Source organism: Anoxybacillus sp. TBDG-1, assembly GCF_054815885.1.
This window is the reverse complement of the sequence record NZ_JBTZSY010000033.1, coordinates 1-13,459: the sequence shown is the minus strand read 5'-3', so window position 1 is coordinate 13,459 and position 13,459 is coordinate 1. Positions and strand designations below refer to the sequence as shown.

Genomic DNA, 13,459 nt, shown 5'->3' with positions numbered 1-13,459 from the left:
TACTAAGTTCGTAAATAAGGAAAAGGAGCGATGATGAGATGAAAACATGGAATCAACTATTTATTCGTCAAGGTTTTATGTTGGAGGAAAAAAGTCCGAATGAGTTTATTTGCGCAAATGAGAGAAAAGAAAACGTCGAGTTTTTGTTGAAACGTTTAGATATGGCGAATGTCGATTATACGTTTTGTGACGATGTATTAACGATTGTGAGTCCGCCGATTAGCGAAAAACAATGGCTTGAAGCAGTGGAATTTTATGAGCGTGGCGTTTGGGAAGCAATCGGGGTAGCGGAGCCGAAAGTATTTGAGTTAGATACGTATATGAGCGGTGTCATTCGTGAGTTGAATCGTCTTGGATTGCGTACAGTATCTTGTTGTGATGGTCATGACCGACGTCGTCCTTATGTATCTTTCGATGGGCAAACCAATATGGAAAAAGTGATGCAGTTGTTCCACGCATTGCAAGTCCATGTGCGCTTGAGACCGTCTCGTTTTCCTGAAGTCGTGTTTTTGACAAAAAGAGAACGACTTCTGGATCTCGCTGAGCAAATGAGAAACGTACAAGTCGATTGGTTAGAACAAGGCGAACAATATATTCAGAAAATGTTGTTTTTGTATACGTTGGAAGAGTTGCTTAGTGTTTCAGGAGAAAGCGGAAATGAACATCATATTCGCTCAGTCGTATATGAGAAACTTGAACCATATGTCGATCACATTACAATCGATCGATACGGGAACTTGCTTGCGCAAAAGACATATAAATCAGGGAATGGACCAACGCTTTTGTTGAATGCGCATTTAGATACGGTAGAATCGTTCGCGCCAGGAAGAACGATTGTTAAACAAGGAGCGATTTGGTCGAGCAGTGAAGGAATTTTAGGAGCGGATGATCGCGCTGGGGTGGCAGTGTTGCTTGAAATTGCGAAATGGCTTGACACATCTTCATTTAACGGAACGATTAAATTTGTTTTTACGGTTGAAGAGGAGTGCGGTCTTGTTGGTGCAAGCAAGCTTAGTGAATATTTTTTATGGGGCGTTGATGCAGCAATTGTCGTTGATCGGCGGGGAAGTGGTGATATCGTCACGTCATGGGGCACGATTCAGCCATTTTGCGATATTCGATACGGACAGTTTTTCGAACAAGTAGCTTACAATGCCGGGTTAACTGGCTGGAAATGCACAGCTGGTGGAAGTAGCGATACGAAAATTTGGGCACAACATGGCATTCAAAGCGTGAACTTGTCCGTCGGATACGAGTGCGAACATACAGACGATGAAATATTAGATACGAATGCTTGTTATGAGACGGTACGGCTCGTTCAAGCAGTTCTTCATCAATGGCGAGACTTTTCAAGAATGTTACGGGATGTGCGTCGTGTTGATCGAAAAGTTGTCAAAGTGGAACATTGCTAGAGGGAGAGAGTGTCAAAAGTGAAATCGAAGCAGATGAAATGATCGATTTTGCGTTATGAAAAAGGACGTCGCTTAGGCGTCTTTTTTGGTGGTGTAAAAAAGTTTGACAAATAAATTTAATGACTGTATGTCCTATCTATGAGAATTTATAGTAAAATGGAAAAGGCGAAAGTATGTTTCAACGAGAAGGGAAAGATGTGTATGAGGATGAAAAATTTACTTTTTTGGGCGCTTGTCGGTGCAAGTATTGGAGTTTTTCTAAACGTATTGAATGTCCAGTTTCCTAAGTCGATCGGAATTGTCATAATTAGTTTGATTGTTATAGGGATTGGTTGTTATCATATGTATATTCTTTTTTGGACAAAAAACGTAAATTTAGTTGAAGGTTATGTAAAAAAAAGAATCAAACATCCATATTATGCATTAACGAAAGCATTAGTACATAAGCAGTTTGAACGAGCTGAGCAATATGCCGAACAACTAGAGAAAGGTTATGCAGAAGCCAAAAAGCTAGCCCTTGTCCATATATACATAGAGCAGGGAGAATTAGAGGAAGCAGAACATGTGGCGAACGACATTCAAAACGAGAAAGCCCGTTATTATAATCAAGCATTGATTGCCCTGTTGCGCGGACAGGAAGATCGGTTCGAGAATTTGAAACAGAAAGTAAAAAAACACCCGTTTTGTTATGTATTAGAAGCAGAAAGGGCGTTTCGAAATGGCGATCAAAAAGAAGCTGAGCGATATGGAAAACTAGCCATTTCTACTTCGCGTGGACTTCAACGGTATGTGCTTGTTCGTTCGTTAGAAAACCAACAAAATCATCCAAACCGCCGAACGTTTTTCTAATTAACATAGTCGATATAAATTAGGAAGCAAGGGTGTGATACAGACACATGTACATAAACAACGCATTTTCGCTTATTGTGTTTAGTCTTTTATCTTTCTTGTTAGGGATTGATTAAGTGATCCGATGGGCTCTATTGATTCATTCGATGTGTTGTTTGCTGGCTCGTTGAATAACGAAATCGTACGGCAAATTGCGCGTGATGGGGTTGTTATTTATGAGAAATAAAAAGCAGGGGACAACATCGTCCGCCTGCTTTTTTTCATTTAAACCGTGATTGATGTTTTTGTTTTTTTCCGCAGGTCGAAGCGGTCGGCGTTCATCACTTTCACCCAAGCTTGAATAAAGTCGTGGACAAATTTTTCTTTGTTGTCGTCTTGGGCGTAAAATTCGGCGTATGAGCGAAGGATCGAGTTCGATCCAAACACTAGGTCGACACGAGTTGCTGTCCAGCGGGCTTCCTTTGTTTTCCGGTCGCGAATGTCATAAATGCCGCCTTCTTTCGGTATCCATTCATAGTTCATATCGACGAGGTGGACAAAGAAATCATTCGTTAGCACACCGATGCGGTCAGTGAATACTCCGTGAGGCAAATCGCGGTACGTTGCCCCTAAGACGCGCAATCCGCCAACTAATACGGTCATTTCTGGAGCAGTTAAGCCGAGCAATTGCGCTTTATCTACAAGAAGCTCCTCTGGCGTGACGCTGTATGCCTTCTTTTGATAGTTGCGGAATCCGTCGGCAAACGGTTCTAATACGGCAAAGCTTTCGACATCCGTTTGTTCTTCTGTTGCATCGCCTCGTCCAGGCATAAACGGTACGCGAACGTCAAACCCAGCATCACGTGCTGCTTTTTCGACCGCGGCGCTGCCGCCAAGCACGATTAAATCAGCGATGCTTACTTTTTTAGGTAGCTCGCGCTGAATGTCTTCATAAACAGAAAGCACTTTTGCGAGTCGTTCTGGTTCGTTCACTTCCCAATCTTTTTGCGGGGCGAGTCGAATGCGCGCGCCGTTTGCGCCGCCACGTTTATCAGAATTGCGGAACGTGCTAGCGGACGCCCAAGCTGTTTTGACAAGCTCATCCACTGTGAGTCTTGAATGTAAAATTTTCGTTTTAATGTCTTCGATTTCAGCATCCGTTAATTCAACATCTACTTCTGGAATAGGATCTTGCCAAATGAAATCTTCTTTCGGCACTTCCGGACCGAGATATCTCACTTTTGGACCCATATCGCGGTGAATGAGTTTAAACCAAGCGCGAGCAAATGCATCTGCGAACGCTTCAGGATGCTCATAGAAACGGCGAGCAATTTTTTCATATGTTGGGTCAAAGCGCAACGCTAAATCGGTCGTCAACATCATTGGCGGCACTTTCACATTTTCATCTTCTACATCAGGTGCGAAATGCTCTTCTTTTAAATTGATTGCTTCCCATTGATACGCGCCAGCTGGGCTTTTCGTGAGCTTCCATTCATATTCAAAGAGCAACTCGAAATAGCTGTTATCCCACTGCGTAGGTGTCGGTGTCCAAGCGCCTTCCAGACCGCTCGTAATCGTATCGCGACCTTTTCCTTTTCCGTACGAGCTCATCCAACCTAACCCTTGCGCTTCAATCGGAGCCGCTTCTGGATCAGGACCGACATGCGACGCATCGCCAGCCCCATGGGCTTTACCAAATGTATGACCGCCTGCGATGAGAGCCACTGTTTCTTCGTCGTTCATGCCCATCCGTTTAAACGTCTCGCGAATGTCACGTGCCGCCGCAAGCGGATCTGGTTTGCCGTCAGGACCTTCTGGATTGACATAAATGAGTCCCATTTGAACAGCGGCAAGCGGGTTTTCTAGTTCGCGGTCGCCTGTATATCGTTCTGAGGCGAGCCATTCTTTTTCAGCTCCCCAATAAATATCTTCTTCTGGATGCCATACATCCTCTCTGCCAGCGCCAAAACCGATCGTTTTTCCACCCATAGACTCGATCGCCACGTTGCCAGCTAACACGATCAAGTCCGCCCAAGAAATTTTATCGCCGTATTTCTTTTTAATCGGCCACAATAGGCGGCGTGCTTTATCTAAATTCGCGTTGTCTGGCCAACTGTTTAACGGAGCGAAACGTTGTGTGCCGGTTGAAGCGCCGCCTCGTCCGTCGCCAATGCGATACGTCCCTGCAGAATGCCAAGCCATGCGGATAAACAACGGTCCGTAATGTCCGTAGTCAGCAGGCCACCAATCTTGGCTTGTCGTCATGAGCTTGCGCAAATCTTCTTTTAACGCCCAATAGTCAAGTGTTTGAAATTGTTCGGCATAATCGAACGTTTCGTCATGAGGATTCGTTTTTCGGTCGTGCTGATGAAGAATGTTTAAGTTTAATTGATTCGGCCACCAGTCTTTGTTTGTTGTTTTGTTTGAAGTATGACTCGTCACACTTCCATGGAACGGGCATTTGTTTTCCATTCTTTTATTCCCCTTTCGTGCATATAAATCAATACAGTCTAGTTACTTAATCACTGATAGTGATAATAATTAGCATATTAGAATTATAATAAATTAATATTTAATAGTAAAGTATAAAAAATATTTTTATTAAAAAATTATAAAAATCCCCCATTTCATTCTGTTCGCAGAATAAAATGGGGGACTTATACGTCTACATCTGTTTTTTCGTTCATTGTTTCACTCCAATCTTTAGTGTTGTAACATATGTTTCACTTGTTCTGTTGTTAAGTTGCGAATAAATTCGATCAAATCGATCGCTTCGATACCAAACTCATGGCATTTTTCAACGTATCGTTGATAAGCTTTTGTGTACATATCCATAAATAAAAACCCCTTTCACACGTTTCTTTTGTTAATTACATTGTAATATAACAGATTAAAAAAATCAATAACTGTTATATAATTATTTTAGCGAATTGTTTTGATATTTTGTATGTACGTGTAGTAGAAATAAAACGTTTGTAGTACAATGAAGTAGGTCATGAAAAGAAATTATACATATTTCACCAATTAAGAAAGGATGGACATGAATGCATATTATTGAATTAATGAAAGCGCTCATTTTAGGGCTAGTCGAAGGAGTAACAGAGTTTGCGCCTGTTTCATCGACAGGTCATATGATTATTGTTGACGATGTGTGGCTAAAGTCAAGCGAGTTTTTAGGAAAATATGGGGCAAACACATTTAAAGTTGTCATTCAGCTCGGTTCCGTTTTAGCGGCCGTTGTTGTGTTTAAAGATAAGTTTTTTGAGTTGCTTCATTTGCGAAAGCGTGACAGACAAACAGGACGACATTTAACGCTCATGCACATTTTTATTGGTCTTGTGCCAGCTGGGGTGTTAGGTGTTTTATTTGAAGATTATATTGATGAACATTTATTTTCAACGGAAACGGTGCTCATCGGGCTTGTGCTCGGGGCGTTGTTAATGATTGCAGCAGATCGTTTCGGAAAGCGAACGAAAGTAGCGCAAACAGTAGATGATATAACGTATAAGCAAGCTTTCATTGTCGGTCTTGTGCAATGCTTATCCCTTTGGCCTGGGTTTTCACGTTCAGGTTCGACCATTTCAGGTGGTGTACTTGTCGGAATGAGTCATCGCGCTGCCGCTGATTTTACATTTATTATGGCTGTGCCGATTATGGCTGGAGCAAGTGCCATTTCGTTGTTAAAAAACTGGCAGTACATTACGATGGATGCTTTACCATTTTTCATTGTCGGTTTTATTAGTGCTTTTGTTTTTGCGTTGTTAGCTATTCGCTTTTTCTTGCGTTTAATTAACCGCGTTCGCCTTGTGCCATTTGCGATTTATCGCATCGTGCTCGCAGCGGTTATTTATATCGTTTATTTTGCGTAGTCTCCACGAATGTTGTGGAGATTTTTTGTTTAAAAAGTCGTCAAAAACGCACGAACGCATGATGAAAAAATAAGCCTATAATGAATGTGAAAAATAACACGAAAAGCTGGTGATGAAATATGCATAAACAAGCGCATGCGGTAGATTATGATAAAAATCCGTTTATCGTCATTTGGGAAGTAACGAGAGCGTGTCAGTTAAAATGTGTACATTGTCGCGCCGATGCCCAACCTGTCCCAGATCCACGTGAGTTAACGCACGAAGAAGGTCTTCGATTAATTGATGAGATATATGAGATGAACAATCCAATGCTTGTATTTACGGGCGGAGACTGTATGATGCGTGAAGATTTGTTTGATCTTGCCGAGTATGCGATGGAAAAAGGGATGCGCGTTTCGATTACACCGAGTGCGACACCAAATGTGACGAAAGAAAAAATGAAAAAGGCAAAAGAGATTGGACTGTCGCGCTGGGCATTTAGCTTAGATGGACCGACGGCTGATATTCACGACCGATTTCGCGGTACACCAGGATCGTTTGATTTAACGATTAAAAACATTCGCTATTTAAATGAACTACATATGCCATTACAAATTAATACCGTCATTTCGCGCTATAACTACGATCATTTAGAACAAATGGCAAAATTAGTTGCAGAGTTAAAGGCAGTAATGTGGTATATTTTTTTACTCGTGCCAACAGGTCGTGGGCAAATGAATGATTGCATTAGCCCGGAGGAACATGAACAAGTGTTCCGTTGGTTGTATGAGTTAAGTAAAACGGCACCGTATGATATAAAAACGACAGCAGCACAACATTATCGTCGTGTTGTCATTCAACAAAAAATGCGGGAAAAGCAAATTGAAGCAGGGGATATTCGTTATGAGCATGCGATTACGACCGATCATGCTTCAATGATTGACGGCTTAAAACGAGCGCCAAAAGGCGTGAATGATGGTAACGGCTTCGTTTTCGTTTCCCATACAGGAGATGTCATGCCAAGTGGCTTACTTCCGATCGTATGCGGCAACGTACGTGAACAACCTTTATCGCGCATTTATCGCGAATCGGAAGTGATGAAGCAATTACGCCAACCAGATTTATATAAAGGAAAATGCGGCATTTGTGAATTTCGCTACGTTTGTGGCGGATCGCGTGCTCGCGCATATGCAGTCACAGGTGATTATATGGAAAGTGAACCGTTTTGCGTATATGTTCCTTTAGGGATGAGAAAAGCAAAAACCCGAACGGTGTTCGCTTAACGCGAGCGCTGTTCGGGTTTTTTCTCTTGATTTGTTTTTCGAAGCAGATGGAGGTATGTGTCAAGTATCCATAAGACGATCAGAAAAAACAACACGCCTAGTTCGATGGGCTCCATCACTCTAAATGGATTAAAAATATCAATAAACGCTTGGTAAATGCTCATCCCTAACAATACATTCATACTGATGGCTAGGCCACCTAACAACATAGGGATAAGAACAGAAATGACAACAAGTTTCATTTGCTCATCTCCATAAATATCTTTTTTGGACTAGCGTGCAACTTTTTGACGTGTTTTATTCCTTTTCGCATAACATATGTATTTATTGCTTATTATAACCGTAAGCGATAGTGAATGGAGAGAGGCGAATGTGGTTACGATTGAGAAATCAGAACGAAAAGCAAGTATATCAATATGATAAAGTAGCGCAAGAAGGAATATATGGGAATATTGGGCTAGATTTACATGCAAATATAGAAAAGATTCGTAATATAACGGGAAATAGTGCAGATATTGTCATTCGCTGTTTTTTGCTCGGAAAGGAAGACAATGTTTCGTCAGCCCTCTGTTTTGTTAGTGGAATGGTTGATGAAAATATGGTTCAGCAATTGTTAATTGAAGCAAGTGTACAACTGTCGTTTCCTTCAACGTGTTGCAATCAATTAGACTATATTGAGAAAAAGATAGCTACAGCCAATACGACGAGACGTGTTAAACAATGGAATGACATATTTTCCTTGCTCATGTCTGGAGAAAGCATTTTATTTATTCATGGTATGCAAGAGGCAATTAGTATAGCGGTAAAAGGTGGAGAGTACCGCGCCATTACAGAACCGAGCACACAATTATCTATCCGTGGACCACGCGAAGGGTTTACAGAATCGTTAGGAACAAATGTAGCTATGGTGCGACGGCGCATTCAACATCCACATGTATGGGTAGAAGCCATTACAGTTGGTGAAGTGACACATACAAACGTACGTATGATGTATATGAAAGGAATTGCGGATGACAACATTGTCGAAGAAGTACGTAGCAGACTGCAACGCATCTGCATGGACGGTGTACTAGAATCCGGCTATATTGAACAACTCATTGAAGATGAAACATTTACGACGTTTCCAACCATTTATCATACAGAACGTCCGGATAGCGTTGCAGCCAATTTATTAGAAGGACGTGTTGCTATTTTTGTAGAAGGTACACCTTTTGTTCTTATTGCGCCAGCGGTGTTTATTCAATTTTTTCAAGCGGTTGAAGATTATTATGCACGTTTTGATATTGCAACAGCACTTCGTTTTTTACGCATACTCGTATTTTTCATCTCGCTTGTTGCACCGTCTCTGTATATTGCAGCGACGACATTTCATCAAGAAATGATTCCGACTTCTCTCGTTATTGCGATTGCTGCACAACGTGAATCTGTTCCGTTCCCTGCGTTTGTAGAGGCCGTTATTATGGAAGTAACGTTTGAAATTTTACGCGAGGCTGGAGTGCGGTTGCCCCGAACTGTTGGGCAAGCTGTATCGATTGTTGGCGCACTAGTCATTGGACAAGCAGCGGTCGAAGCGGGATTTGTTTCTTCAGTCATGGTTATTGTTGTATCTATTACAGCAATCGCTAGTTTTGCTATACCATCATTTGCCATTGCAGTTTCCGCGCGTCTCATTCGTTTTTTGTTAATGGTGTTAGCTGCGTTATTTGGTTTTTACGGCATTTTAGTTGGATTAATTTGGATGACTATTCATTTATGTAGTCTTCGTTCGTTTGGTGTACCGTATATGACGCCGCTCGCTCCGCTTATTCCAACGAATTTACGTGATACGTTCGTACGTTTTCCGTTATGGGCATTAACTGATCGACCACATGGCATCACAGAAGAAACAAATATCGTTCGTCAAGGGGACGAACAACGTCCGAAGCATAATCAGGAAACGAGGAGAGAAGGGGATGAAAATTAAACGATATCCTTTTCTTATTTTTATGTTGTTCATATGTACGCTACTTTTCGGATGTTGGAGTAAAAAGGAGTTAAGGGATCTAGCATTAATTATTGCAGTTGGTATAGATAAAAAGGACGGAAAATATATGTCGACGTTTCAAGTCGTCAATCCTGGGAACGTAGCAGGGGCGACGCAAAGAGGTGGTGGAAGTACGGGGCTTCCGGTGGCTTTGTATACTTCAACAGGCGATACGTTAGTGGAGGCGAGTCGGAAAGCGTCGAAGCAAATATCCCGCATTCCATACTACGCTCATACGAATCTTGTTGTGATTGGGGAAGAACTTGCGAAGGAAGGAATTCAGCAAATTTTTGATGTTGTTGAGCGTAATCCGCAATTTCGTCCAACAGCAAATATTGTTATTGCCCGCAAGCAAACAGCAAAGCAATTGTTATCTGTGCTCACGCCAATCGATAAAATCCCAGCAAATCAAATGATTAAAACGTTAGAACTAACAGAAATGATGTGGGGGGAAAATGTTAATACTCGTTTACGAGAAGTAATTGAAAGTTTTTCGCTTGCTGGGAAGGAAGTCATAATGAGCAGCTTTCATGTAGACGGAAATCGAAAGCATAGCGATGATCAAAACAATGTTCGTACGATGGAGCCTACTGCACGTCTTCGGGCTGCTGAATTAGCTATTTTTAAAAGAGGAAAGCTTATCGGATGGGTTGGAAAGGAAGAAGCACGAGGAGTATTATGGATTCTCGATAAAATAAAACAGACAGTTGTCACAGTTGATTGGAAAGAAGAAAAAGAGGCAGTATCTTATAAAGTAGTGCGGGCAAAAACAAAAGTTACAGCACAACTAAGAAATGGGAAGCCGATCATATTTGTTACGGTTAAAACAGAAGGAGATATTGGTGAAACATTTATTGCGATTGACTTTACAGATCCGAAACAAATCGTTGCACTCGAAAAAGTGATGCAACAAGAGATTAAAGCAGAAATTGAAAAAGCGGTACATGTTGCTCAAAAGAAAAAAAGCGATATTTTCGGGTTTGGAGAAGTTGTCCATCGTACGTATCCAAAAGAATGGAAGGAGATGAAAAAAACGTGGGATGATAAATATTTCCCGGAATTAGATGTTCAAGTAAAGGTGGAATCATTTATTCGAAGAACAGGATTGCGAACTCGTTCATATATTCAGTGAAAAGGCGGTGAGAAAGTGGAACGAGCGCGTATAAGTGCGCGACAGCTATTTATGCTTGCAATTTTATTTGAACATGGTAGCGCAATGGTTATTCCACTTGGAGTGGATGCGAAACAAGATGTTTGGCTCGCCATTTTATGCGGCATGGTTTTCGGTGTCGGATTGTTGTTTGTCTACTATCGCCTTTTCACGTACTACCCGAATCTCCCGTTTACATCGTATAGTCAGCGCATTGTCGGTCCCTTTTTTGGAAAAGTACTTGCGCTCATATATGTGCTTTATTTTTTATATATTTCTGCTCGTGTATTGCGTGATTTTGGAGAGCTGTTATTAACGTTTGCGTACCCTGAAACACCTTTGTTTATTTTAAATGCGGTCATGATGTTGACTGTGATGTATGCTGTGTATAAAGGAATTGAAGTGATCGCACGAGCGAGTCAATTATTTTTCTTTTCCCTTTATTGGATACTTATGTTAGGGTTCGTGCTTATTATTATCGCGGGGGAAATAGATTTTCACCGCTTACAACCAATATTAGAAGAGGGATGGCCGCGCATTTTTCATGTTGTATTTACACAAACATTATATGTTCCGTTTGGAGAACTCGTTGTGTTTACAATGATTTTTCCTTATTTACAAAAGGGAGAAAAAGTGTGGAAGGCAGGGTTTCTTGCATTATTGTTAAGTGGCATAAATTTAGCAATGATTATGGGAATGAATGTAGCTGTATTAGGCGCAGATATTGTTTCACGTTCAACTTTTCCACTACTAAATACGATTCAGGAAATTCGCGTGGCAAATTTTTTAGAACGGTTAGACGTACTATTTATGATTGCATTAATTGTCGGAGGATTTTTCAAAGTCGGTGTCTTTTTTTACGCAGGAGTCGTCGGAGTCGCGGACTTATTCGAGATGAAAGAATATCAACGTCTTGTTTATCCGCTAGGCATTTCTGTGTTGTTTTTGTCTCTTGCCATTGCAAGCAATTTTTCTGAACATATTAAAGAAGGGTTACGAATTGTTACAATTTATATGCATGTTCCTCTTCAAATCGTCATACCTTGTATGCTTCTTTTGATTGTTATCGTTAAGCATAGAATAAACAATAAATAGATGTTTGCAAGGTTAATCACATAAACCAAGCACCTTGCAAACATTTTATTATCGTTTAAATAACAACTGCGCGTATGCATCTTTTAAATCGTAAACATTACGATTTTGTCTTATAATAAAAAAATAAGGAATATTTCTAGAGGGAGGTAATTGTTTTATGGATGTATATATTTTATCGGGATTTTTAGGAACTGGCAAAACAACTGTATTGCAACATCTTTTAAAAAATGACCACGAAAAGGGACGGAAAGCTAGTGTGTTAATGAATGAGTTTGGAGAATTTGGTGTTGATTCGCTGTTGCTCGATCACAATACACCATTGAGGGAAGTACTAAACGGTTGTGTGTGTTGCACGATGAAAGATGAAGTAGAAATTGAATTGTTGTCTTTATACAAAGAACATAAACCAGATGTAGTATACGTGGAGACAACAGGAGTTGCTCATCCAATCGAAGTGTTTGATGCATGTCTTTCTCCCTTAATTGCTTCATATATTTGTATAAAGTGTATTATTACTGTTGTCGATGTGGAACGATGGTATAACCGTAATCAGTTATCCAATAAAGTACTCAAATTAATGACAGAACAAATTAAACATGCGGATAACATAATTATAAATAAATGTGATCGGGTCGATATGTTAACAATACATCGTACAGTAGATGAGATACAGTCGTTGAATCCTCGAGCTAATATACAATGTGTTACATATGGAAAAATAAATATTGACGCGTTACTTGAACGGGATGATATGGAAATAGCAAATAAACATGAAGTTTTACATGTGAAAAAACATCTCCACATTCGTTCAATGACATATGAGTTTAAGAAGCCTATTCATCGAGAAGATTTTTTTAAGTGGATTGAGCGTATAGAAGAAAATATATTCCGAATAAAAGGTTTTGTTCGATTTATGGATGATACAAGCCAAACATACATTTTTCAATATGCTTATGGCGAACCGTGTATCGTACCGATTTCCTTTCCATTTCCAAATAACCTTGTATTTATTGGTGCAGATCTTAATAAAGAAAAAATTATTAGAATGCTTCAAGATATGTAAAAAAGGTGTCCTTCTCGTTATGGACACCTTTTTTTAACATATAAATTAAAAATCAAAATGATCCGGATCGGGACCGATGCGGCGGTTTTCGTTTAGCGCATCAATCGCATCCATCTCTTCTTTCGTTAATGCAAAGTCAAAAATGTTTGCGTTTTGCGCGATTCGTTGAGGTGTGACAGACTTTGGAATAGTAACGACTTCATGTTGCAAGTCCCAGCGCAAAATGACTTGGGCTGGAGTTTTATTATATTTTTGTGCAATGTTTACAATTATTGGCTCGTTTAACCATTCACCGCCACGCATAAGTGGTGACCATGCTTCTAATTGAATGCCGTGTTGTTTACAAAAGGAAAGAAGCGGTTTTTGTGTTAAACGTGGATGAAACTCGACTTGGTTGACCATCGGTTTAATCTCACAATCAGCAAGGATGTCTTCTAAATGATGGATTTGGAAGTTGCTAACCCCGATCGCACGCACAAAACCGTCTTTATATAACTTTTCAAGCGCCTTGTACGTTTCTTTATATTTTCCTTTGACAGGCCAATGTACTAAGTACAAATCAATATAATCAAAGCCAAGTTTTTTTAGGCTTGTGTCAAATGCTTTTAATGTCGCCTCATACCCTTGATCACTGTTCCATACTTTTGTTGTAACAAAAATTTGATGGCGTGGAATGCCCGATTCACGAATCGCCTGACCGACACCGTTACAGAAAACTTACAAAACTTTATAAATAATCTATTAATTATTTATAAAG

At 40.3% G+C, this 13,459-nt stretch carries 11 protein-coding genes and 1 pseudogene; 8 read left to right on the top strand and 4 right to left on the bottom strand.

The genetic code is table 11. From position 1 onward, the window contains the following. The first annotated feature begins 38 nt into the window (after positions 1-38). The gene (locus ACYQY7_RS10400) at positions 39-1,412 is read left to right on the top strand and encodes a M20/M25/M40 family metallo-hydrolase (protein ID WP_461201959.1); all 1,374 of its coding nucleotides are present in this window, start codon (positions 39-41) and stop codon (positions 1,410-1,412) included. A 207-nt stretch (positions 1,413-1,619) separates the two neighbouring features. Then, a complete protein-coding gene (locus ACYQY7_RS10395; protein WP_461201958.1) occupies positions 1,620-2,261 on the top strand; it encodes a tetratricopeptide repeat protein in 642 nt (213 codons plus the stop codon). A 264-nt stretch (positions 2,262-2,525) separates the two neighbouring features. On the opposite strand, the gene katG is transcribed toward ACYQY7_RS10395, so the two are convergent. Together katG and ACYQY7_RS10385 are read right to left on the bottom strand one after the other, a co-directional pair. Further along, positions 2,526-4,712, bottom strand: coding sequence for a catalase/peroxidase HPI (katG, locus tag ACYQY7_RS10390; RefSeq protein ID WP_461201957.1), 2,187 nt, complete (start codon positions 4,710-4,712; stop codon positions 2,526-2,528). Positions 4,713-4,943: 231 nt separating this feature from the next. Then, complete coding sequence (locus ACYQY7_RS10385) at positions 4,944-5,075, bottom strand: hypothetical protein (RefSeq protein WP_461201956.1); 132 nt, start codon at positions 5,073-5,075, stop codon at positions 4,944-4,946. A 209-nt stretch (positions 5,076-5,284) separates the two neighbouring features. On the opposite strand from ACYQY7_RS10385, the gene ACYQY7_RS10380 reads away from it, so the two are divergent. Both ACYQY7_RS10380 and ACYQY7_RS10375 read left to right on the top strand, forming a co-directional pair. Further along, entirely contained in the window at positions 5,285-6,109 is an 825-nt protein-coding gene (locus ACYQY7_RS10380) for an undecaprenyl-diphosphate phosphatase (protein ID WP_461201955.1), read from the top strand. Positions 6,110-6,228: 119 nt separating this feature from the next. Continuing rightward, on the top strand, positions 6,229-7,371 hold the full coding sequence (locus tag ACYQY7_RS10375) for a TIGR04053 family radical SAM/SPASM domain-containing protein (protein ID WP_461201954.1): 1,143 nt from the start codon (positions 6,229-6,231) through the stop codon (positions 7,369-7,371). Here ACYQY7_RS10375 and ACYQY7_RS10370 read toward each other — a convergent pair. Beyond that, entirely contained in the window at positions 7,368-7,613 is a 246-nt protein-coding gene (locus tag ACYQY7_RS10370; protein WP_461201953.1) for a hypothetical protein, read from the bottom strand. The two genes, ACYQY7_RS10375 and ACYQY7_RS10370, sit on opposite strands and share 4 nt — an antisense overlap. 128 nt (positions 7,614-7,741) lie before the next feature. Between ACYQY7_RS10370 and ACYQY7_RS10365 the strand changes: the two genes are divergently transcribed. From ACYQY7_RS10365 to ACYQY7_RS10350, 4 genes are all read left to right on the top strand, one after another. Then, positions 7,742-9,334: a spore germination protein gene (locus tag ACYQY7_RS10365; RefSeq protein WP_461201952.1), complete on the top strand. Its 1,593-nt coding sequence runs from the start codon at positions 7,742-7,744 to the stop codon at positions 9,332-9,334. Beyond that, positions 9,330-10,526: a Ger(x)C family spore germination protein gene (locus ACYQY7_RS10360; RefSeq protein ID WP_461201969.1), complete on the top strand. Its 1,197-nt coding sequence runs from the start codon at positions 9,330-9,332 to the stop codon at positions 10,524-10,526. Before ACYQY7_RS10365 ends, ACYQY7_RS10360 begins: the two co-directional genes overlap by 5 nt. A gap of 15 nt (positions 10,527-10,541) precedes the next feature. Then, complete coding sequence (locus ACYQY7_RS10355; RefSeq protein WP_461201951.1) at positions 10,542-11,639, top strand: GerAB/ArcD/ProY family transporter; 1,098 nt, start codon at positions 10,542-10,544, stop codon at positions 11,637-11,639. A 157-nt stretch (positions 11,640-11,796) separates the two neighbouring features. Further along, positions 11,797-12,702, top strand: coding sequence for a CobW family GTP-binding protein (locus ACYQY7_RS10350; protein WP_461201950.1), 906 nt, complete (start codon positions 11,797-11,799; stop codon positions 12,700-12,702). Between the two features lie 45 nt (positions 12,703-12,747). Here ACYQY7_RS10350 and ACYQY7_RS10345 read toward each other — a convergent pair. Further along, positions 12,748-13,407: pseudogene (locus tag ACYQY7_RS10345) on the bottom strand (aldo/keto reductase); the annotation flags it as partial. Positions 13,408-13,459: the final 52 nt, after the last annotated feature.